Origin of the sequence: Marinomonas sp. NPDC078689 (assembly GCF_044542435.1) — a bacterium.
Classification (GTDB): Bacteria; Pseudomonadota; Gammaproteobacteria; order Pseudomonadales; family Marinomonadaceae; genus Marinomonas; species Marinomonas arenicola.
This window is the reverse complement of record NZ_JBITUJ010000009.1, coordinates 108,143-131,409: the sequence shown is the minus strand read 5'-3', so window position 1 is coordinate 131,409 and position 23,267 is coordinate 108,143. Positions and strand designations below refer to the sequence as shown.

Sequence of the window (23,267 nt, the reverse complement as noted above, 5' to 3'; positions counted from 1 at the left end):
TAAATAATGTAAATTTAGTGAGTTGCTTTAATGATATTTTCTAACTTTCGGTGTGCATTAGGTATCAACTCTTTTAATGCACGGCGATAAACATCCTTTTTAAACGCCACTACTTGGCCAAGTGGGTACCAGTAACTCACCCATCTCCAACCATCAAATTCCGGACAATCTGTTGCATCTACACAGACACAAGCGTCAGCACAACGAATCGACAACAAAAACCATTTCTGTTTTTGCCCGATACACAAAGGCTTGCTGTTGTGTCTTAACATGCGTTTGGGAAGTCGGTAACGCAACCATCCTCGGGTTTTCCCCACGATTTCTACTTGATGAGGTTCCAGTCCTACTTCTTCCTTTAATTCTCGGTACAAAGCGTCTTCTGGTGTTTCATCAGGTTTAATACCGCCTTGGGGGAATTGCCATGCATTTTGCCCTACACGCCTCGCCCAAAGAAGTTGGCCACGCTCGTTCATCAGTATGATGCCCACATTCGGCCTATATCCGTCTGCATCAATCACGAGCTATCACCTTTTAACATAAAAATAAATTGAATTCATTGTTCCACAATTCGCCTTATTGCACAATTAAGACAGGTGTTATTTATCTCTCCCATCGCTATACTTTGTATACATTAAAAGAACTAAGGATTGATCGTGACGCTCGCAATATTTGATTTAGACGGCACCTTATTAAGCGGTGACAGTGACTACACTTGGGGACAATTTTTAGTCGAGAAAGGCTTAGTCGATACACAAGCCTATGCCAAAGCCAATGACCGCTTCTTTCAGCAATATCAATCAGGCACATTGGATATTCATGAATACTTGGCCTTCAGCTTAGCGCCTCTCGCATTATTCAATAATGAAGAGCTTACCCAATTGCATCACACTTTTATGGCAGAAAAAATCACCCCCATGATGCAAGAGAAAGCCAAGGCGTTACTCGAGCATCATAAAAAGCAAGGACACTTTCTATTGATGATCACCGCCACCAATCAGTTTGTTACCGGCCCAATTGCAGAAGCGATGGGCATGGACCATATCATTGCCCCCGTTCCCGAAATCATCGAGGATCGCTACACAGGTAATATTGTTGGCATTCCTAGCTTCCAAGAAGGCAAGGTAACACGGTTAAATGACTGGTTAGCCGAAACAGGGCACTCAATGGAAGGCAGCTACTTCTATAGCGACTCTCGTAACGACTTACCCCTTTTAGAACTGGTGACTCACCCTGTTGCTGTCGACGCTGACCCAACCTTAACTGACATCGCTAAAGAACGCGGCTGGCCTCATATCTCGTTACGAGATTAATCAAAACCACCTTGTTTGCTCCGTCGTTTAGACCATAAAAAGCCTCTTTACTTATGACAGTAAAGAGGCTTTTTTAAATCGCTAATAACACGCGATCAACGCCGTCTTACAGACCCATGTTGTTATGGATGCGGTAAAATAGCGCTTTCAAGTATTCTGTTTCTTCAATCGCCGGATGAACCGGATGATCTGGTGCTTGGGTACCACGATAAATCAATTGAGAAAAACGCTCTAATTGACGGCTATTACTGCGCACTATGTCATGCAAACGGTTGGTTTCTAGGTGCATAGAACAAGAGCCCGACACAAGAATGCCTCCTTTTGCCACCAAACGCATCGCCAATTGGTTAGCACGATGATAAGCGCCTTCCCCTGCTTTGATGTCTTTACGACGTGCAATAAAGGCTGGTGGGTCCATAACAACCACATCAAAACGCTGTTTGTCTTCAATCAAAGACTGCATTGCTTCAAATGCATCGCCGTGCATGAGCTCAGAGCCGCCTTCGTATTGATTCAATTTAAGATTGGCGTCCACATGACTCAACGCACTTTCTGAGGCGTCAATAAAGGTCACATCCGTCGCCCCTGCGGCAGCGGCTTGAACACCCCAACCACCCACATAAGAGAACACATCAAGAACACGCTTGCCATCACAATAGTTCTGCATGGTTTTGCGGTTTTCACGGTGGTCATAAAACCAACCTGTTTTTTGCCCATCCCACACTGGCGCTTGGAAAAGCACATCATTTTCTTGTAGATAAACTAACTCAGGCACAGTACCGAAGGCTTCTTCAACATAGCTGTCCAGTCCTTCAATTTGACGCATCTTGCCATCGTTTTTCATTAAGATGGCACTTGGCTTGATCACGTCCTGCAAGGCTTCAACTATTTCACCCTTAATACGCTCCATGCCGGCTGTGGAGATTTGCACCACAAGGATGTCGGCAAAACGGTCGACAACCAAACCTGACAAACCATCGGAATCACCAAAAACGAGGCGGTAATAAGGCCCTTTATAGGCAATTTCACGCAATGACAAGGCTATTTTAAGACGATGAACCAAGGTAGATTTGTTCATCACAGTGTCAACACTACGACTGATTAAACGACCACAAATCAAAGTGTTAGGGTTAACCATTGCAATACCAAGTGGTTTTCCTTGTGCCGTTTCAACTACAACCTGATCGCCTGGAGTAAATTGCTTTAATGGCGTCTTATTTGTATCTACTTCATTGCTGTAGATCCATTGATGACCTGCTCGTAGACGTCGATCAGCTTGCCCTTTTAGTCGAATAACGCTCAATTTCTTCACCCAGTGATTTTAAAAAAACCTATTATAAATGCTATACACGCAATTGCCATGAATTACGTCGTTGAATTCGGCATCTTAGCTGACGCCAACGCTGCGCTTGCTCAGCCATTACTCAGTCAGATGAAATACTAAGACAACAACAAGTCTAAATCATCGCCGATCAACAGAGCCTCACCAAGCTGATAAATAATCTGCTCTGGCAAGCCCGCGCCTTTGGCCACCGTTTTAGGGAAGCCATCGACGACCAATTCTTCGTCGCGCTCACTGCGAATACAAGCATTTAGGTAACAAGCCAAATTCAAAACGCACGCTAATGGCTGTGGGTCTTCCTCGCTAAAGGGGCGTTTGTGCATTCGCACCGCTTCCCCCAATTCTGGCGGAAACTTCCACAAATCCATTAAGGCTTTGCTGGCGTCTTGAGTGGTAAACCCCAGCGCATCTAACTCCGCTTTCGTACGACTGATAAAGTTTTCTTTCGTTCGCGTTCGAATTTCTTGAGCGATAGTGGGCTCTGTCAAATGCAACAATAAGCGCCCAAGGTTATGCACAATACCAGCAGTAAAGGCCTCTTCTGCATCAACAAGGTCGGTGCGTTTACCAAGCCATTGCGCCAAAATAGCGACACGAAAAGAGTCCTGCCAAAACGCTTTTAAATCAATCCCTTCTACACTTTTTACCGAATTAGCAAACCCAGATGCTATCACCAATGTTTTGAGTTTATTAATACCCAAAATCACCGTAGCCTCATCAATCGAATACACTTTTCGAGACAAGCCAAAATACGCCGAATTAACCACTCGCAACACTTTAAGCGACATGGTTTGGTCATGGGCGACCTTTTGGGAGATATCAAAATAATTGGCATTAGGGTCGTTCAGCAGAACGATCAACTCTCTAACCACATCCGGGACATTAGGGAGCTTATCCGTTTTTTTCAACAAATCTTGTACTTGCATATGCGGCAGCCTTAAACCCTATCAATAATCTTTCTCTTGAGCATAAAACAGATCTCAAGAATTGCAAAACTCTCACGGCCTAGCCGTGGACCTCTTGCTCATTAAGGAACAAGAGACTCGATTCAATATTAAGAAAAAGAAGACAAGCCAGCCGCTCGGGCGACGAGTTTCTCTTTTAATGATGTGTTGTTATGAAAATGGGCCATGCCTTGATTGCGCAGCTGAACCAGCAAAGGTTGCTGTGTACCAAACAAACGCTTAAAGCCTTCCATGCCCGCCGCCATGGCGATATTGTCCAGCATGCGAGCCCGTTGGTAGCGACGCAAGACTCGACTCGCGCCTAAAAACTCACCACGTCGATGGGCTTTCGACAATACGTCCACCAGCGCTTTCACATCACCAAAGCCTAAATTAGCGCCCTGACCTGCCAGCGGATGTATCGTATGAGCCGCATCTCCAATCAGAGCAATGCCTGCTTTCACATACTGCTTTGCATGACGTTGACGCAGTGGAATCGACTGACGAGCCGTGGTGATATCCAGCACGCTAAAGCGCTGACTGATGGCGTAGCCTAGTCGTTTGCAAAATGCCTGATCATCCAGCGCCATCAAGCTGTCGGCCTCTTGTGGAGGCACAGACCAAACAATGGATACAAAATGACGATCATCGACACTCGGCAGCGGCAAAAAAGCCAAAATGCCTTCTTCGCCAAAACTTTGCCATGCCGTATTTTCATGGGCGCGATCAATTTCAATGGTTGCCACCATGGCTTGATGACCATAATCCCACTCGACGGTCTCAAAGGCATTTTCGGTACGCAGCTTAGACAGAGCACCGTCTGCCGCAATAATGGCTTGCGCTTCTAATTGGCGGCCTGACAGCAAAGAAACCGTCACCCCTGACTCACTCAATTCATGGTTTTCCACTTCATCAGCAAGGTACAAATCAATGTTCGAAGACTGCTTAACTTCTGTCATTAAGCTAGTGCACAAAATCGCGTTTTCAACCAAATGCCCCAATTCTGGTAACTGAGTTTTACGCGCATTAAAGTCGATGTAACCTTCCCCTAAACCGTCCCAAACCACCATATTATTATAGGCAGCGAGGCGGTTTTGAGGGATCGATTGCCAAGCGCCTGCCGCTTCTAACAAGGCTTTAGATTGGCACGAAATAGCGCTAACACGAGCATCATAGCTAGGTGGCACTGACAAAGCGTAGTCCCCGTTGTGCCTATCTACCAGAGCAATTCGTAACGACGAATTGGCCAGTAATAAAGACGCTAAAGAGCCCACCATGCCTGCGCCCACTATGATTAAATCGTATTGCTTTGCCATTTACTCATCTCCGGCGACAAACGCCTGATTACTACATTAAAGTTCACGACCCTGTGCCATAAAGGCTTCTATTTCTGCGATTTCTCGTGGCAAGCCATGCGTTAGAATATAAGGGCCATCCGCACGAATTAAGACATCGTCTTCAATACGAATACCAATACCACGCCACTTTTCATCCACCGACTCATTGTCTAACGACACATACAAGCCAGGCTCTATGGTTAATACCATGCCAGCTTCGAGGGGCCGAGAGGCGCCATCGACTCGATACGCCCCACAATCATGAACATCAAGGCCAAGCCAGTGTCCGGTATTGTGCATATAAAAATCTCGGTATGCCTTGCTTTCAATCAGCGATTCGACGTTTCCAGTCAATAAACCCAGCGTCACTAGACCTTGAGTTAGGGTTTTCACTGCTGCGTTATGGCATGCCTCATAAGGCGCACCAACGTTTAGCTCTTTTAGCCCAGCGGTATGAGCGTCCAATACGACTTGGTACAAAGCGGCCTGCGGTTCAGAAAACTTGCCATTCGCCGGAAAGGTTCGTGTGATGTCGCCAGCGTAACAACCAAACTCCGCCCCGGCATCAATCAATACTAAATCGCCATCATCAATGGTGTCGTCATTCTTGATGTAATGCAGAACGCAGGCATTGTGACCAGAGGCGACAATATTGTTATACGCAGGCTGACGCGATCCCGATTTCATAAAAACGTAATTTAGTTCTGCTTCCAGTTCATATTCTTTCATCCCTGGGCGCACGGTTCGCATTGCTTGCTTGTGCGCCGCCACACTGATTTGCGCGGCTTTTTCCATCAGGGCAATTTCTTCATCGTCTTTGCGTAAACGCATTTCTGAAATAGCAGGAGACAAATCCAAAAGCTGAGTTGGAGCAATCGCCCCCGCCCGAGCTCGTGACGCCAAATCGTCTCGCCACTGTAAAACTTGCTGACGAAGCGGCTCATCATCAAACGGAAAGGCCACCTGTTGAGCGCCATCCAACACAGCAATCGCCACGCTATCCAGCGCGTCTAGTGGCACCGCATCGTGCACACCAAAGGTGCTAATTGTCCCCTCTGTGCCATAACGAAAACCTTCCCATTGCTCTTTTTCAGGGTCTTTCGGCAAGGTCACCAATACGGTTTCACCTTTCCCATTAATCAAAGCATAGGCACTGGGCTCAGGGAAACCGGTTAAATAAAAGAAGCGGCTGTTCGGTCGAAACTCATACTCACAATCATTGTTACGTGTGCAGAGGTCGCCGGTGCGAATCACAGCAACCGTGTTGTCAGGTAGCGACTGGATCAAACGCTCACGTCGAGCTTGGTAAGTTTGACTTTCGATTTTCATGCTCACTCTCTCTTATATAAGGTGATGGCCATAACCACTCAGCTCGATTCGCTGGATGGACAACAAAGGGCCCATTATTAGTGCAAGGAGTTTTGTTTCGTGTGATCTACATTCGGATTGACTTGATGGTGTTCTGAATAGAGCATCATGGCAGACAAGCGAACATACTCAACCAATTCCGTCAGATCTGTTTCGTTATCATTGTTGCTTTCAAGCGAGCGCATATCCGCTTGCATTGCAGAAATATTGGCGAAGTCACGCAACACTTGCTTGATTTCGTCGTTCAGTTCTTTTTTCTGACCAGACAAACCGTAACCCGCTAAAAATCCGTGCGCCCACTGGGATAAAGTAACCCCTCGTTCGCACAGTTCCGCATCCTCATCCGAAATGCACGGTACTAATGCGTACTCGCCATTTTGAAATAAGGTCAAAGTCGCCGTGTATAACTCAACAATAGCGGCACGACTGGCGTCTTCTTTCCAGCTTTCAATGTCGCAAAATTCCGCCACCATGGTCAGCCAATCTTCCAATGGTAAGGTCACCCCTGACGCCAGATAACCACAAAGCTGACCATGCAATTCTGCAGGGGATGCACTGATAGACTCAGAGACAAACACATCGGCGATCAAATCAAAATCAAGCGCATCTTTTAACATTTCTGTGGACATGGGCCATCTACCTATTTCTGTTATGTTATCTAAATAATGGAGCGTGCTGTCTTCACTAAATCGTGCAAAGCAAGAAGCCGCACCTGTCGGCACGGCTTCTTATCAATCATAAAGGCGTCGCGTTCTTCTCTTTGCTACCCTATAGACTCTATATGGGGCAAGGTCGCGCCGCTTTCAATGCTTGATATTAACCCAGCTGCTTTAAGCCAGATTCTAAGGTTTGCAAAATCAAGGTGTTGATGGTCATCGGGCCAACGCCACCAGGTACTGGTGTGTATGCCGAAACACGATCAACTAATGGCGCTAATTCAATGTCGCCAACACCACCTGGATGGTAACCGGCGTCTACCACAACGGCACCGTCTTTGATCCATTCTGCTTTAATAAACTCAGGCTTACCAACCGCACCAACAATGACGTCAGCTTGTTTGATCAAGTCAGGTAAATTTTGCGTACGAGAATGACAGATGGTCACTGTTGCATTTGCATTCAACATCATCATCGCCATTGGTTTGCCCAAAATCGGGCTACGACCAACCACAACAACATGTTTGCCTTCTAGGGCAACATCGTACGCTTCTAGCAGACGCATAATGCCAGCAGGAGTCGCCGCACCGTATGCCGGCTCTTGCATTGCCATACGACCAAAACCAAGACAGGTGACACCGTCGACATCTTTGCGTGCTTCAATAGCATCAAAACACAGACGCTCATCGATTTGCTCTGGCACCGGGTGCTGCAACAAAATACCATGAACATCAGGGTTTTCATTCAAACCATTGATGGTGTCCAGCAACTCTTCTGTGGTTGTGGTATCTGGCAATTCGATAGCCATAGAATCCATACCAACACGACGACAGGCATTGCCTTTCATTTTGACATAAGTCGCAGACGCTGGATCGGCGCCAACGAGGATGGTTGCTAGAATGGGAGTACCGCCAGTACGCTGTTTTAACTCAGCGACTTGAGCTTGAAGGCGGGTTTCGGTTTCTTTGGCGCAAAGCTTGCCGTCAAGAACCTGTGCAGTCATGGATGGACTCCTGCATTAAATAATGTAGTGGATTGAGGGAGGGCTATTGTAACCTAAGTTAGGAATAGATAGGCGCCCTCGCGGTATTTTATTCAAGAAAAACAGCGCTCAAAACTAAGCCGCTTCTAAATAGTCCACCATCAATTGGAGGTTTTTTTGCCCTCTAAATTCGTTGATATCGAGCTTGTAGACTAGGCGAATTTTCGTACAGGACTCGTTCGGCCATTTTTCCAAATCAACAAAGAAACAAATCGCATCGAGCAAGAGCCCACTTTGCGGCTCCCTTACCATCAACTTCAAATGCTTCTCACCCACCAAGCGTTGTTGCAACACCTCAAACACACCATCAAAACAAGGTTCAGGAAACGCTTGCCCCCAAGGTCCAGATAAACGCACCTGCTCAGCAAAACTCAAACTAAAATCTTCGGGGGCGAGAGGCCCATCCGTCCAGACCGTAGCTTCGAGCTGCTCCGGTGTCACCCAGTCGCTAATAATAGCGTCGAACGCCAAACGGAAGGCGTCGTAATGAGACTCTTTAATGCTCATACCAGCCGCCATTGCATGCCCACCAAATTTACTCAGTAATTGAGGGTAGCGTTTTGCCAATAAATCCAATGCGTCTCGAATATGCACACCAGCAATAGAACGCGCAGAGCCTTTTAATTCATCGTCGCCGACACGCGCAAACGCAATCACCGGACGGTGGCACTTTTCTTTCATACGAGAAGCCAAGATGCCTATCACACCTTGATGCCAGTCAGGGTCGTAGAAACACATGCCATTGGGCATATCTTGATCTTCATCTAACAAGCTAGATAAGACCTCTTCAGCCTGATCTTTCATGTCGGATTCAATCGCCTTGCGCTCGCGATTAAACTGATCCAATTGCTGGGCATATTGCTTGGCTTGATGCGGGTGAGGGGTCAATAAACATTCAATGCCGACAGACATATCATCAAGACGCCCTGCTGCATTTAACCTAGGACCAACCACAAAACCAAGGTCAGACGCTTTCAATCGTGAGTAGTCACGACGACCTATCTCCAATAATGCGAGGATACCAGGGCGGGCCAACCCTGCTTGGATGCGCTTAATCCCCTGCTGCACGAGAATCCGGTTATTGGTATCTAACGACACCACATCGGCCACAGTCCCCAATGCTACCAGGTCTAAATAGTCCGCCATTTTCGGCTCAGGAATATGCTGATCTTCGAACCAGTTTCGTCGTTTTAATTCAGCTCGCAAAGCGCTCATCACATAAAAAATCACCCCTACGCCTGCAAGGTTTTTACTGTCGAAGCCACAAGCGGGGTGGTTCGGGTTAACGATTGCATCCGCTTCTGGTAGCTCATCACCAGGTAAATGATGGTCCGTCACGACCACTTTCATGCCATAGGATTTTGCCGCGCGCACCCCATCTAAACTGGCGATACCGTTATCGACGGTCACCAACACATCGGGCTGTTTCTCTTTCGCCACTTCGACTATTTCTGGGGTTAAGCCATAGCCAAATTCAAAACGATTGGGCACCAAGTAATCGGGAGCAATGGCCCCCATCGCTTCTAAGGCAAGTATCCCCAAGCTGGTACTGGTCGCGCCATCGGCATCAAAGTCACCGACAATTAGAATTTTTTGCTCCCCCATAATGGCATCAGCAAGAATGCTCGCCGCCGCTTGCAGCCCAAACAATGGCTCGGGCCTCAACAACAAGGGCAGACGGTAATCCAACTCTTGGCTAGAAGAGACACCTCGAGCTAAAAATATACGCTGTAAACTCGGCGGCATGTCCGCAGAAAAGTGCTCATCTGTAGTCTGGTAGGAGCGACGTTCTATACGCATACAAATACTCTAAAATCAGGGGAAGTAGTTAACAAATTGATACCAAAGATTAACATAAATCCTTTACCCTTTTTTATGCAGCTGGGATTTAATCAAGACAATTTTTTTGCACTTTCTTTACTAAAGCATTAATAACGGTTTATATTTTTATATGATTTAGATTAAATCAATTTTTAGGATGAAAAATGGCTTTATCAATTAAGATGCGTTTGGTTCTAATGGGCACCTTGCTAGCAGTCGTTCCTACTATTGTTGTGGGATTAATATTAAGCAACAATGCCCTAAACGAAGGAACGAGTGCCTTACAAGACAGCGCTCAAAAACAGCTCGCGCTGTCGCGAGATCTAACCGCAGAGTCTGTTGAAACCTATTTTTCATTGATTGATCGACAAATCGCCAGCTTATCCCATAACAACAGCACCTTAGCGGCCGCCAAGGCTTTCTCAAGCGCTTTTAACGCCTTTCCAACTACGACCACCGCCGCAGACGATGAAAAATTAAACGACTACTATCAGCAGCAATTCGATAAGAATTATCAAACACTTAACGCGGGTGAATCCAGCAACCCAGACGCATTGTTAACCGCATTAAGTCCTATTGCCAAAGCCATGCAAGAAGCCTACATCAGCAATAATCCAGCCCAATTAGGTCAAAAAGACAGCTTAAACAGCGCAGGCAATGATTCTACATACGATAAAGTTCACCAAGAATTCCACCCTATGTTTCATGAGTTCCAACAGCGCTTTGGTTTCTATGATGTGTTTCTGGTCGACGCAAACAGCGGTCATGTCGTGTATAGCGTTTTTAAAGAACTCGATTTTGCCACCTCGCTGCTCTCTGGACCTTATAAAAATACCGGTTTAGCGCAAGCGTTCAAACACGCGGTTAAAGCACCAAAAGATACCACCTATCTCACAGATTTTTCTCCTTATGGTCCATCCTATAATGCCGCGGCGTCTTTTATCTCTACGCCAGTGATTGATAATGGCAAAACCATTGCGGTGTTGATTTTCCAAATGCCTATTGACCGCATCAGCTCAGTGATGTCTCACCATCAAAACTGGGCTGCCAGTGGATTAGGGGAAACAGGGCAAACTTACCTGGTGGGTAGTGACTATCTAATGCGCAGTAACGAGCGTTTATTACTGGAAAATAAAGCGGCCTTTTTAGAAAAAGTAAAAGCCATCAAGCTACCGCCAAAAACGTTGGATGAAATTGCCCATCGAGGCACAAGCATCAACCTTCTTAAGGTAACCGGAGAAGGTGTGAAAAAAGCAATTAATGGTGAAACAGGCTTCATTCAAGAAACCAACTATTTGGGCGTCCCTGCCCTGCTTGCCTACAAACCCTTAAATATCCAAGGCATGAATTGGGCCATTATCAGTGAAATCAGCGAAGCCGAAGCCCTCAAATCCGTCTATCAATTACAAGCAAGGATTTACACCACGCTGGCCATTGTCTCTGTCATAGCCCTCATTGTTGGCGCTCTTCTAGGCTTACTGGTTGCTAACATCATAGTTCGCCCAATTAAAGCAATGGGTGAAGTGATGCACGACATCGCCATGGGCGAAGGCGATCTAACTCAGCGTTTACCCATAAAACGCAAAGACGAACTCGCGGATTTAGCAGCAGGCATCAATTTATTTATCGCCCACATCGATAAAACATTTTCTTCGGTTTTGGCATCCGTCACTCGCCTGAAGCCCATTTCAGAAGACATGGCCGATGTAAACGGCCAACTGTCTATCGCCACACAACAACAAAAGAACCAAGCTGAGCAAGTTAACATTTGCTTATCTGATACCAATGATTCCACTTTGCAAGTAAAAGCCGAACTGGAGCAAATTAGCGAAGCTACGATAGAAGGCAACAAGATAGTTCATTCGAGCAGTCAGGTGGTTAATAACGTCGCTCAAACAATGGACGAGCTGTCCAAAGACATTAGTCTCGCCGTCGACGCGCTTTCAAAGCTCAAAGACGATACCGATAGAATCGCTGGCATTATTGATGTGATTAATGGCATTTCAGAACAAACCAATCTGTTGGCGCTCAACGCGGCGATTGAAGCGGCACGAGCGGGTGAAACCGGTCGTGGGTTTGCGGTCGTGGCTGACGAAGTTCGTTCATTGGCATCCAAAACGCGCCAATCCACCGACGAAGTCGCCAGCATGGTTGAAGCCATTCAAAGCGGTACGCTAGAAGTTGTGAAACGCATGGAGAAAAGCAAAATTAATGCTGAGCAGTCGTCGAAAAACACCGGGGACGCCACGGATTCTTTGTCCCAAGTACAAGCCGCGATGGAAACCATCTCACATAAAGTCGAGCAAATTTCCCATGCGATAAAAAGCCAACAAAACAACTTCCTTGATGTCACCGCCCATTATGACGAGATGAAGCAAAGCTTTGTGGCGATCAACCAACAAACCGAACATTCCACTTTGGTTGGCTACGATGTCATCAAACTCGCCGACAACATCATTGTGAATATCAACCAGTTCCAAGTAACCGATAAGCAATGGTCTACCGATCGTCGCGACTTCACTCGTCACGTTGACCCACAAGATAAATAATCCCGCCAAATAACCTACTCCAGCCAGCTCACAAACGAGGCTGGAGTATGTTACATAAAATACGGCTAGGTAATATTTCCTTACAGTAGAGTGCCTATTTAGGAACTTATTAGGACACTTATGTCACACAACACCCCCCGACACACTTAAGCGCCTTTACGGTGCTATGATGCCGTGATTTTTTGATTTGGATAACTATTCTAAAGATAAAAAACGAACAATCCTCGTTTAAACTGATCGGAAAAATTATGAAAAACACGTCATCTATGGCTGAAAAGCCACAGTTAAATCAACGCTTTGCGTTCGTTGCTCTCACATCCCTGTTTTTTATGTGGGGGTTTATTACATCGCTTAATGACATTCTAATCCCACACTTAAAAGGCGTTTTTGACCTTTCCTATACACAGGCGATGCTAATTCAATTCTGCTTTTTCGGCGCCTATTTTATTGTTTCTGTTCCAGCCGGTAACCTTGTTAAGAAAATTGGCTTCCAACGCGGCATAGGCATCGGATTAATGATTGCAGCAGCGGGCTGTTTACTCTTTATTGCCGCCGCAAAAGCGCAACTTTATATCATTTTTCTAGGCGCTCTTTTTGTCTTAGCGTCCGGCATCACTATTTTACAAGTCGCCGCTAACCCTCTTGTCACCATTATGGGGCCTTCCGAGACCGCATCCAGTCGCTTAACGCTTTCACAAGCATTCAACTCGTTAGGAACAACCCTTGCTCCTTTAGTTGGTGGCGCACTACTGTTTACCGCTGCAGGTCAATATGCGTCCAAAGCGCAAGAAGCAGAAAGCGTGATCTTCCCTTATATAGGGTTAGCCGCAGCGCTTGTTATTTTGGCGATTATCTTCACTCGCATTAGTCTGCCAACGCCCTCGAATGTCGAAGAAGAAAGCACAGCAGCACCAGACATCAGTATCTTAAGTTACCGCCATTTGGTGTTAGGTGCTGTGGCTATCTTTATGTACGTTGGCGCGGAGGTCTCTATTGGGAGCCTACTCGTTAACTTCTTTGGCCTTGATAATATTGCAGGGCTGGCCGAAGCAGATGCCGCTCACTACGTTGCGTATTACTGGGGAGGCGCTATGGTTGGGCGCTTTATCGGGGCAGCGCTGATGCAGCGAATGTCGGCAAGCAAACTGCTTACCATGAACGCTTTATTGGCCATTGTCTTGATTGTAAGCACGATCTTAAATGACGGTCACATTGCCATGTGGTCTATCTTATTAGTGGGTTTCTTTAACTCAATTATGTTCCCGACGATTTTCAGCCTTGCCCTTAGCGGCTTAGGCGCACAGACCAGTCGCGGCTCTGGCTTACTTTGTTTGGCCATTGTAGGTGGTGCAATTTTACCCGTCATTCAAGGCTCTCTGGCTGACTCTATTGGCCTACAGATCTCCTTTGTTATGCCTGTTATTTGCTACCTATACATTGCGTACTATGGGGCTATCGGCTCCAAAGTTCGCACTCACTAAATAGTAACAAGTCCTCCTTAAAATATTTTAAGGAGGACTTTCAAGCCAACCAATCACACGCAGATATTGTTTCTACCAGCGTCTTTTGCTTTATATAGCAAGCTATCAGCCGCCTTCAAAGCCAGAGCCAAAGGGTGATCAGTTCCTAATGGAACGATACCAAAGCTGGCGGTGATGCGTATCTCTTGCTCATCGTAATTAAAATCATACCCTTCTATAGCCTGACGAATTTTCTCGGCGACTTCTATCGCTTGGCCTAAGTAAGCGTCATTAAGTGCCAGTAAAAATTCTTCTCCTCCCCAGCGAGATAACCAAGCGCCTTCAGGCAGCTCTTTTTGTATTAGTCTGGCAAGCGAACGGAGAATAAAATCACCACAATCATGGCCGTATTGATCATTTATGTTTTTAAAATAATCCACGTCAATTAACACCAAACGCAGCTCAGCGCCTTCAGCCTCTTCTAAGCGTTGCTGCATCCCTCGCCTATTCAATAGCTGCGTTAAAGGGTCTGTTTCAGCCTGTTCCTTAAGCTGCTTTGACGATTCATGCAAAGCTTTATTAAAACGCGACATGGAATATTCATAAATAGTCGACAAGAAAAATACCACGATAAAAGATGCGATTACACGAAACCTTAGGTCTTCATCATAGTGAAAAGCAAAACCATAAACACTCGCAAAAAAATACAGAATGACGATAAGCAGCAAGGTAAAAATGACCATCTCGATCACGCCTCGCTTTATCCCTTGAATAAACAAAGACACAGCAGGAACACAAAAAATCCATACATACCCTGTGCCATTAACACCACCGGTGAAAACGAGATACAGCATGAGAAAATACAGAGGATAGATGATTATATTAGCGCAGATCTCATGGTTTCTAGTTCGCCTAAGATAAAACTGGTTGATACAAAAGATGAATGCGAAACACAGCAAAACAAGGGCAAGCCAAGTATTAGAACGGTATAGCGCCGCAATACCCAGTGGGAAGGTAAAGACTATACCGACGATGGAAAACAGATTAACGAGCAAGGTGCGACGAATTTGCTCGGAAAATATCTCACCAGACAGGCCGAAATAAAAAACGTGATGAACACAACGCTGCATCAAGTTTTTATTATCGCGCTGAGCATCAGGCTGGCAACCACGAGCTACTTCGCTCATTCCTCTCTCCTTCATTTGCTTACTACACTCTTAAAATACGTAGAGTTTCCCTACTGAGCAGTATTAAGACAAATTAATAGAGATTAGGGGACATTAACAACCAGCAGGATACAGTCTCGACAACAACACAGGTACGACGGTTTCTACTCTAAGAATACGATCCCCTAGGTGCACAGACTCCATCCCAGCTTCGAGCCATTTTTCTACTTCAAACTCATTCCAGCCACCTTCTGGCCCCAAAGCCAACACGCAAGGCTCTTTGATCGCCACAGGGCACGCCTTCGCTTGATATGGGTGAGCAAGTAGCCCTCGCTTATCCGCGACAATCGCAGGCAATTGGTCTTCTACAAAGGGACGAAAACGCGGGATCATGTGACACACAGGCATAATGGTGTCTTTCGCTTGCTCCAGCCCTTCCAATAACGACTGCTGGATAGAATCCTGCTGCAGCACAGGGCTCTGCCAATAGCTTTTTTCCACTTTTGCAGAATGAATCAGATAGATTTCCTTTACCCCCATCGCACTGATATTTTGCAACGTTCGCTTGAGCATATTAGGCCTTGGTAAGGCCATCACTAACACCATAGGCAAGGCAGCGGGCGGTTCAGAATGCAAGGTCAATGAATGAATAACACCAGGGTTTGAGTTTTCTGGCGCCTGATAAACACCTTCACCGATTCCGCCGTTGAGCAAGCCCACACGTAATACATCGCCAGTGACCGCCTTGATAACCTTTGACACATGCAATTGTTGACGCTCAGTTAACGCATATTGTCCGCTACTGGGCTCATTATTTGGATCAAGTAAAATTAAGTTCATAGAAAGTAACTGGTAGGAAAGGTAAAAGAAGAAAAGCCGGCCCTCACAGAGAGCCGGCTTTATTTATCGTTAACTCACTATTGCGCGGCTAAATACGCTCGGCAACAAATGATTGAACCTCGTCTAAGCTGTTGTCTAGCACAGTGTAAGATTCTTCTCGCTCAAAAAGATCCTTCATATGCTCAGGCAAACTTGGCGATTGGCAACCGGCCTTTTCAACCGCTTCTGGGAACTTCACCGGATGCGCTGTTGCTAGAGTAATCATAGGCACAGATTTGTCTTTCCAACACTGACGTGCGGCTTCCAAACCAATTGCCGTATGAGGATCAAGAAGATACTGAGTAGATGCAAACACATCAGCAATCACATCACAGGTTTTCTTGTCATCCACTTTGTAACTGTCGAAATTATCTTTAACAAATGACCAAGCTTGATCATTAAGGGATACATCTCCCTTGTTAAAGCGTGCCATCAAGTCATCGATTGCGACGCCATCGCGGCCATGAGCATCAAACAACAAGCGCTCAAAGTTACTCGATACCATAATATCCATGCTTGGAGACAAGGTAACGTTTAGTGACTGGCGACTCATGTCGTTTTCTGAAATCACACGGTGCAAAATGTCATTTTGGTTCGTCGCAACAACCAATTGATCGATCGGCAAGCCCATTTGTTTAGCAAGGTAACCCGCGAAAATATCGCCAAAGTTACCGGTTGGCACAGAGAAAGACACCTTACGATGTGGCGCACCAACAGACAAAGCCGATGAAAAGTAGTAAACAACTTGAGCCATGATGCGTGCCCAGTTGATTGAATTCACCGCGCCCAACTTGGCGCCTTTCAAGAAAGATTGATCCGCAAAGCTAGACTTCACCATACCTTGGCAATCGTCAAAGTTACCTTTCACTGCGATATTGAAAACATTGTCATCAATAACGGTCGTCATTTGGCGACGTTGCACTTCAGACACTCGTTCATATGGGTGCAGGATAAAAATATCTAAATGCTCAGAATGACGGCAACCTTCAATAGCGGCTGACCCTGTGTCACCTGATGTCGCACCAAGAATCACAAGCTTCTCTTTACGCTCAGACAGAACATAATCCATCAAACGCCCGAGTAATTGCAGTGCAAAATCTTTAAATGCCAAGGTAGGTCCACGGAATAACTCAAGTATCCATTCGTTATTGCCAACTTGAACCATAGGCGCTACAGACGAATGATTGAAGCTCGAATACGCTTCATCGATCATACGCTTAAACGCATCCGCAGGAATGTCGCCTTCCACAAAAGGCCACATCACTTTAAAAGCAAGTTCTTGGTAACTTAGATTCGCCCAGGAGGCAATGTCTTCTTTACTATAATGAGGTAAGGTTTCTGGCACATACAAACCGCCATCATTCGCCAAACCAGCCAATAGCACATCGCCAAAAGACAAGGCAGGTGCTTTACCACGAGTTGAAATATATTTCATGATTGTTTCCCCTTAAGCCAATGTTTCGACACGAATACGTTGAACAGTACCCGCAACATCTGGCAAGGCTTCAATTTCAGCAATGGCTGCATTCATAGAACGCTCTTTCACGTCATGGGTCATGACTACCAGCGGCACAAGGTCGCTGCCTTCACGCTCACGCTGAATCAAAGACTCAATGCTAATGCCATTTTTGGATAAGATCTGAGTGATATTCGCCAACACACCAGCGCGGTCTTGGATCGTCATATTCAAGAAGAAACCACATTCAATTTCTTCAATAGATAGAATATTAACATCAGACAAGGCATCCGCTTGGAAGGCCAAATGCGGCACTCTGTTGGTAGGATCTGACGTCAAAGTACGCGCAACATCAATGACATCAGCCACAACCGATGAGCCTGTTGGCATAGCGCCAGCGCCCGCACCATAAGTCAAAGTAGGACCGACCGCGTCGCCTTTTACCATGACCGCATTCATCACACCATTCACATTGGCCAATAACTGCTTATTCGAGATCAACGTCGGATGGACGCGCAGCTCAATGCCATTTTTAGTACGGTTAGCAATGCCCAAATGTTTGATGGCATAACCTAGATCACGCGCAAAAGCGACGTCTTCAGAGGTAATACGACTGATGCCTTCGGTATAGGTTTTCTCAAACTGCAAAGGAATACCAAATGCAATAGAGGCTAAAATAGTCAATTTATGAGCGGCATCAATACCTTCTACATCAAATGTAGGATCCGCTTCGGCATAACCTAATGCTTGCGCTTCTTTTAGCACATCATCAAAATTCCGACCTTTTTCACTCATCTCAGTCAGAATAAAGTTGCCCGTACCATTAATGATACCCGCCAACCAATCAATGCGATTTGCAGACAAACCTTCACGAAGAGATTTGATAATAGGAATACCGCCAGCCACAGCGGCCTCAAAGGCAACAATAACGCCTTTTTCTTGTGCTCTTGCGAATATCTCATTGCCGTGTTCTGCAATGAGTGCTTTGTTAGCAGTTACCACATGTTTGCCATTTTTGATGGCGGTTAGCACGAGCTCTTTCGCGACGGATGTGCCACCAATAAGCTCAAGAACAATATCAATCTCTGGATTATTCACGACATCAAAAATGTCGCGGGTCATGTTCACTCCGGTGGTGTCGCATGCATCGTTATCGCGACGCGCCCCTACTTGCTCAATTACGATTGAACGGCCGACACGTCGTGTAATTTCTTCTGCGTTTTTACGCAGAATATTAAAACTGCCAGAACCTACCGTTCCCAGCCCACAAATTCCGACTTTTACCGGTTTCAAAACAATACCCCACAGAGATAATTTAATTTTTATACGATGTTCATTTCCAACATCTAAGCCTTGCCATTATAGCGTCAGAGTGAATTAAACCCAACGAAGAATACCCTGAACACGGCTCATGTTTAGTGGAATATTTCGCGATAAAGCTATAACCCAAGCTCTTTCGCTAATTCATTCGCAGGCAAATAGCCAGGAATCAACTGACCGTCTTGCAAGACAATCGTTGGAGTACCGCGAACGCCAATAGAATTCCCTAGGTTATAGTCATCTGCAACTGGGTTTACACAGGTGTTTTCTGGTATCGCGTCACCTTCTTTGGCTTTCGTTAACCAACCTTTAGGATCATCAGAACACCAGATGCTAACCATTTTTTTGTAGGAGTCAGAACCAAGCCCAGCACGAGGGTAAGCCAAATAACGTACCGTAATGCCCATTTCATTTAGCTTAGGAACTTCTTTGTGCAGCATACGGCAATAGGCACAATCGACATCCGTAAACACTGTGATATGCGCTTTTTCCTTAGCGGCTTTAAAGACAATCATTCTAGAAACAGGTAACGCCTCTATCTCGGCAAGCTTCGCTTTCTGGGTTTCGTTTTCTACGGCCGTGCCATTGATATGATAAATATCCCCCGTAGTGAAATATTTTCCATCGGCAGTAACGTGCAAAGCCGGTCCATCTTTTAAGGTCACCGTGTATAAGCCTGAACCAGAATGAAGTTCAATATTTTCTATACTGTATTGAGGTAGCGCCTGTTGCACAGCGGCATCTACTTCCGCTTTACCAGCAAAAGCAAGAGAGGAAAATAAAACAGGGAGGGAAGTGATTATTGCGTATCGAGAAAAGAGCTGAAAGAAGGGCGTCATTGATAACCTCAAGCAAATAAGAGTAATCAACATTAGGCCACAACCCTAGGAGGAAGTTCCATAAAAAAAGGCGACTTTCGTCGCCTTTTTTTAACACAGAAAAATTAACGTTTAGCCAATTTCTCTTTAATACGTGCTGATTTACCAGAACGCTCGCGTAGGTAGTAGATCTTAGCCTGACGCACGTCACCGCGACGTTTAACTTCGATGCTTTCAACAATTGGGCTATATGTTTGAAAAGCACGCTCAACACCGATACCGCTAGAGATTTTACGAACGGTAAATGCTGAGTTAAGACCGCGATTACGCTTAGCAATTACAACACCTTCATAGGCCTGTAGACGCTCGCGTGAACCTTCTTTAACTTTAACTTGAACAACAACAGTGTCACCAGGACCGAAGGCTGGGACTTCTTTTGTCATCTGTTCAGCTTCAATTTGCTGAATCAGTTTAGTTTTATTACTCATGGATGTGACTCCTAATGATATGGTTTCTTGCCAAGCGAAGGTTCTTCTCTTTGACAAGCTCGTAATTCCTACTCTGCCGAGGTTGAATCTTCAGTTTCACGAATAAACTCTTCTAACAGCTTCTGCTGTTCCTTGTCCAACTCAAGGTCTTGCAGAAGGTCTGGCCGGCGTTGCAAAGTTCTTCCGAGCTTTTGCTTTAATCGCCAGCGTCTAATCTCCTCATGGTTGCCACTAAGCAGTACAGAAGGGACAGATTCGCCATCCAACACTTCTGGTCGAGTATAATGCGGGCAATCTAACAAACCGTCTGCAAACGAATCTTCGTCCGCAGAAGCCTGCTTTCCTAGCACTCCAGGAACCATACGAAGTACGGCATCCATCAGCACCATAGCCGGCAACTCGCCACCACTTAGAACAAAGTCGCCAATCGACCATTCTTCATCAATCTCAGATTGAATTAAACGCTCATCAACGCCTTCATAACGACCTGCTACCAGAATAAATTCTGCTTGTTTAGCAAGCTGTTGCACACCTTCTTGCGTCAGCGTACGCCCTTGAGGGGATAGATAAATAACTTTTGCGTTCGGCACCAATAACTTGGCGCTTGTAATCGCATCTTTGAGAGGCTGAACTTTCATCAGCATCCCAGGACCACCACCATAAGGTCGATCATCCACAGTTTTATGTCTGTCATGGGTGAAATCTCGAGGATTAATAAAATCCATCGACACTAAACCAGACTTAATGGCTCTGCCCGTTACTCCATATTGGGTAATGGCTTGAAACATCTCCGGAAAAAGCGATATAACACTGACCTTCACGTTATGACTCCAGCTTTACGCTTAAAATTCTGGATCCCAATCAACCACCATTTCCTGCTGTTCTAGATTAATATCTACAACATAAGACCCTGGCGCATAGGGGATCAAGCGTTCTTCGCGATCAAAACTGCCTTCACACGCACGGACAACGACAACATCATTCGCACCGGTTTCCAAAAGCTGAGAAACCTTCCCCAAGAGGACACCCTCTTTGGTAATAACCCTAAGACCTTCCAGCTGACTCCAGTAGTAATCACCTTCCTCTAACGCTGGGAGCTCTTTGCCATCAATGTAGATATCCATACCGCAGATTTCTTTTACAAGATCTCTGTCGCTATAACCTTTCACTGATGCCACCAAACCACGACCTTGCAGTCGTCCTTGGCTTAATTCAACGGTCTTCCACCCACTAGGAGTTTTCAACCACCAATGCTTGTAATCAAAGATTCCTTGCATTGGGTCGGTGTGTGAATATAACTTCACCCACCCTTTAACACCGTAAACCGATGTAATGCGTCCAACCACAAGGGCTTGCTCAGGAGCGGCCGCTTGTTTTAATTCAGACATAGCATTACCTCAGTATTAAGCGTTTTTGCTAGCATCTTTTACAAGCTGCGCAGCACGGTCAGAAAGTTGAGCGCCTTGGCTAACCCAGTGGTTTACGCGATCTAGATCGATGCGTAGACGTTCTTCTTGACCACGAGCTACAGGGTTAAAGAAACCCAAACGCTCGATGTAACGACCATCACGTGCACGACGGCTATCAGCCACGTTCAAATGATAGAATGGGCGCTTTTTAGAGCCACCACGAGAAAGACGAATAGTTACCATATTATTGGTTCCTTATTGCTTAACGAAACGCCTCTTGCCGAGTCGACTTTTGACTCATACTACAAGAGGGCGGCATATTCTAGTCGATTAACCAGAAAAACAAAAGGGCGAATTGCTCGCCCAGACATTAAAAACGACAGTTTTTTAACTGCCGTTAATAAAAACAACAGGATACGGCTATAGCTTAGGGAATCCACCGCCACCTGGCATACCACCACCCGGCATCATTCCACCCAAACCACGCATCATTTTTTTCATTCCGCCTTTGGCCGTCATTTTTTTCATCATCTTCTGCATTTGCTTATGCTGCTTCAAAAGACGATTCAAATCTTGAATCTGTAAACCGGCACCCTTGCTAATACGTTTTTTACGAGAACCGTTAATCACATCCGGATTACGACGCTCCGCTGGCGTCATTGAATTAATCAATGATTCCATTTGAACGAACATATTGTCGTTCACCTTGTCTTGAATATTGCCCAGCTGCCCCATTCCAGGAAGCTTATCTAACATGGAACTCATGCCGCCCATGTTTTTCATTTGCTGAAGCTGTTCTTTAAAATCTTCTAGATCGAAGCCTTTGCCTTTTTTCAGCTTGCCCGCAAGCTTCTCGGCTTTTTCTTTATCGATCTTTTGCTCAGCTTCCTCAATTAGGGAAAGCATGTCGCCCATACCAAGAATACGAGACGCCAAACGATCTGGATGGAAAGGTTCAAGCGCGTCGGTTTTTTCACCCACACCCAAGAACTTAATTGGCTTACCGGTAATATGACGAACCGATAGCGCTGCACCACCGCGAGCATCACCGTCTGTTTTGGTTAGGATGACACCCGTTAAAGGCAATACATCACCAAACGCTTTCGCCGTGTTCGCCGCATCCTGACCTGTCATTGCATCGACAACGAACAAGGTTTCAATCGGATTAATCGCACCATGAAGCGCTTTGATTTCTGCCATCATGGCATCATCAATGGCCAAACGGCCTGCCGTATCGACAATCAATACATCTTTATGTGCTTTACGCGCATAATCGATCGCGTTGTTCGCAATGTCGATTGGCTTTTGAGAAATATCACTAGGAATAAAGTCAACGCCGACTTCACCCGCCAACGTCTCAAGCTGTTTAATCGCCGCTGGACGATACACATCCGCACTGACAACCGAGACGGATTTTTTCTCACGCTCCGTTAAGTATTTCGCCAGTTTCGCCGCCGAAGTGGTTTTACCCGCCCCTTGCAGACCAGCAAGCAAGATAACCGCTGGACGAGCCACACGAAGGTTTAACCCATCGTTTGCTTCACCCATGACTTTTTCAAGTTCTTGCTTAACGATTTTTAAGAAAACTTGGCCAGGGCTTAAGCTTTTTGTAACTTCGGTTCCAACCGCACGCTCTTTGACAGCGGCGATGAAATCCTTAACAACAGGCAGCGCAACATCGGCTTCAAGAAGTGCCATACGCACATCACGAAGCACATCTTTAATATTGTCTTCTGTTAATTTGGCGCGACCTCGAATACGATCAAGCGAGGAAGTTAAGCGATTCGATAAATTGTCGAACATATTGCCCTCAAATTTTTTGTCCTATATGGAAAAAACCGACTTTCACGGTTTATCCAAGGTGAAATTCCCCCTATTATAACGGATAAATGATTGTCACCC

The 23,267-nt window shown here is 45.8% G+C and carries 21 protein-coding genes; 3 read left to right on the top strand and 18 right to left on the bottom strand.

Annotated elements, in window-relative coordinates; all coding sequences use genetic code 11:
• Positions 1-14: 14 nt before the first annotated feature.
• The gene (locus tag ACIGBN_RS14775; RefSeq protein ID WP_133002729.1) at positions 15-518 is read right to left on the bottom strand and encodes an RNA pyrophosphohydrolase; all 504 of its coding nucleotides are present in this window, start codon (positions 516-518) and stop codon (positions 15-17) included.
• A 135-nt stretch (positions 519-653) separates the two neighbouring features.
• On the opposite strand from ACIGBN_RS14775, the gene ACIGBN_RS14770 reads away from it, so the two are divergent.
• On the top strand, positions 654-1,310 hold the full coding sequence (locus tag ACIGBN_RS14770) for an HAD family hydrolase (protein ID WP_396666306.1): 657 nt from the start codon (positions 654-656) through the stop codon (positions 1,308-1,310).
• A 106-nt stretch (positions 1,311-1,416) separates the two neighbouring features.
• On the opposite strand, the gene ACIGBN_RS14765 is transcribed toward ACIGBN_RS14770, so the two are convergent.
• The 7 genes from ACIGBN_RS14765 to recJ form a co-directional block, all read right to left on the bottom strand.
• A complete protein-coding gene (locus tag ACIGBN_RS14765) occupies positions 1,417-2,613 on the bottom strand; it encodes a class I SAM-dependent rRNA methyltransferase (RefSeq protein WP_133002727.1) in 1,197 nt (398 codons plus the stop codon).
• Positions 2,614-2,750: 137 nt separating this feature from the next.
• Positions 2,751-3,578, bottom strand: a complete 828-nt coding sequence (locus tag ACIGBN_RS14760; RefSeq protein WP_133002726.1) for an HDOD domain-containing protein — start codon at positions 3,576-3,578, stop codon at positions 2,751-2,753.
• A gap of 128 nt (positions 3,579-3,706) precedes the next feature.
• Complete coding sequence (locus tag ACIGBN_RS14755; protein ID WP_133002725.1) at positions 3,707-4,912, bottom strand: UbiH/UbiF/VisC/COQ6 family ubiquinone biosynthesis hydroxylase; 1,206 nt, start codon at positions 4,910-4,912, stop codon at positions 3,707-3,709.
• Positions 4,913-4,948: 36 nt separating this feature from the next.
• Positions 4,949-6,262, bottom strand: coding sequence for an aminopeptidase P N-terminal domain-containing protein (locus tag ACIGBN_RS14750; RefSeq protein WP_341567942.1), 1,314 nt, complete (start codon positions 6,260-6,262; stop codon positions 4,949-4,951).
• Between the two features lie 77 nt (positions 6,263-6,339).
• Complete coding sequence (locus tag ACIGBN_RS14745; protein WP_133002723.1) at positions 6,340-6,930, bottom strand: UPF0149 family protein; 591 nt, start codon at positions 6,928-6,930, stop codon at positions 6,340-6,342.
• Positions 6,931-7,117: 187 nt separating this feature from the next.
• Positions 7,118-7,960, bottom strand: coding sequence for a bifunctional methylenetetrahydrofolate dehydrogenase/methenyltetrahydrofolate cyclohydrolase FolD (gene folD / locus ACIGBN_RS14740; RefSeq protein ID WP_341565313.1), 843 nt, complete (start codon positions 7,958-7,960; stop codon positions 7,118-7,120).
• A gap of 114 nt (positions 7,961-8,074) precedes the next feature.
• Positions 8,075-9,799 (bottom strand): single-stranded-DNA-specific exonuclease RecJ, encoded by a 1,725-nt coding sequence (gene recJ, locus ACIGBN_RS14735; protein ID WP_396666302.1) that lies wholly within the window; start codon positions 9,797-9,799, stop codon positions 8,075-8,077.
• A 185-nt stretch (positions 9,800-9,984) separates the two neighbouring features.
• Here recJ and ACIGBN_RS14730 point away from each other — a divergent pair, with 185 nt between their 5' ends.
• Complete coding sequence (locus ACIGBN_RS14730) at positions 9,985-12,369, top strand: methyl-accepting chemotaxis protein (RefSeq protein WP_396666300.1); 2,385 nt, start codon at positions 9,985-9,987, stop codon at positions 12,367-12,369.
• A 248-nt stretch (positions 12,370-12,617) separates the two neighbouring features.
• Positions 12,618-13,850: a sugar MFS transporter gene (locus tag ACIGBN_RS14725; protein ID WP_133002719.1), complete on the top strand. Its 1,233-nt coding sequence runs from the start codon at positions 12,618-12,620 to the stop codon at positions 13,848-13,850.
• Between the two features lie 53 nt (positions 13,851-13,903).
• Here the strand turns inward: ACIGBN_RS14725 and ACIGBN_RS14720 are convergent, their stop codons facing one another.
• The 10 genes from ACIGBN_RS14720 to ffh all read right to left on the bottom strand — a co-directional run bounded on the left by ACIGBN_RS14720 (position 13,904) and on the right by ffh (position 23,168).
• A complete protein-coding gene (locus ACIGBN_RS14720; RefSeq protein WP_396666298.1) occupies positions 13,904-15,016 on the bottom strand; it encodes a GGDEF domain-containing protein in 1,113 nt (370 codons plus the stop codon).
• A 93-nt stretch (positions 15,017-15,109) separates the two neighbouring features.
• Complete coding sequence (locus ACIGBN_RS14715) at positions 15,110-15,835, bottom strand: 16S rRNA (uracil(1498)-N(3))-methyltransferase (RefSeq protein ID WP_133002717.1); 726 nt, start codon at positions 15,833-15,835, stop codon at positions 15,110-15,112.
• 88 nt (positions 15,836-15,923) lie between these two features.
• The gene (thrC, locus tag ACIGBN_RS14710; RefSeq protein ID WP_133002716.1) at positions 15,924-17,309 is read right to left on the bottom strand and encodes a threonine synthase; all 1,386 of its coding nucleotides are present in this window, start codon (positions 17,307-17,309) and stop codon (positions 15,924-15,926) included.
• A gap of 12 nt (positions 17,310-17,321) precedes the next feature.
• Positions 17,322-18,623, bottom strand: a complete 1,302-nt coding sequence (locus ACIGBN_RS14705) for a homoserine dehydrogenase (RefSeq protein WP_396666295.1) — start codon at positions 18,621-18,623, stop codon at positions 17,322-17,324.
• A 146-nt stretch (positions 18,624-18,769) separates the two neighbouring features.
• Entirely contained in the window at positions 18,770-19,489 is a 720-nt protein-coding gene (locus ACIGBN_RS14700; protein WP_133002714.1) for a thioredoxin fold domain-containing protein, read from the bottom strand.
• A 104-nt stretch (positions 19,490-19,593) separates the two neighbouring features.
• A complete protein-coding gene (gene rplS, locus ACIGBN_RS14695; protein WP_133002713.1) occupies positions 19,594-19,956 on the bottom strand; it encodes a 50S ribosomal protein L19 in 363 nt (120 codons plus the stop codon).
• A gap of 68 nt (positions 19,957-20,024) precedes the next feature.
• Positions 20,025-20,777 (bottom strand): tRNA (guanosine(37)-N1)-methyltransferase TrmD, encoded by a 753-nt coding sequence (trmD, locus tag ACIGBN_RS14690; protein WP_133002712.1) that lies wholly within the window; start codon positions 20,775-20,777, stop codon positions 20,025-20,027.
• Between the two features lie 21 nt (positions 20,778-20,798).
• Positions 20,799-21,344: a ribosome maturation factor RimM gene (gene rimM, locus ACIGBN_RS14685; RefSeq protein ID WP_396666292.1), complete on the bottom strand. Its 546-nt coding sequence runs from the start codon at positions 21,342-21,344 to the stop codon at positions 20,799-20,801.
• Between the two features lie 15 nt (positions 21,345-21,359).
• Positions 21,360-21,608 (bottom strand): 30S ribosomal protein S16, encoded by a 249-nt coding sequence (gene rpsP / locus ACIGBN_RS14680; RefSeq protein ID WP_012071436.1) that lies wholly within the window; start codon positions 21,606-21,608, stop codon positions 21,360-21,362.
• Positions 21,609-21,785: 177 nt separating this feature from the next.
• Positions 21,786-23,168 (bottom strand): signal recognition particle protein, encoded by a 1,383-nt coding sequence (gene ffh / locus ACIGBN_RS14675; protein WP_133002710.1) that lies wholly within the window; start codon positions 23,166-23,168, stop codon positions 21,786-21,788.
• Positions 23,169-23,267 lie beyond the last annotated feature (99 nt).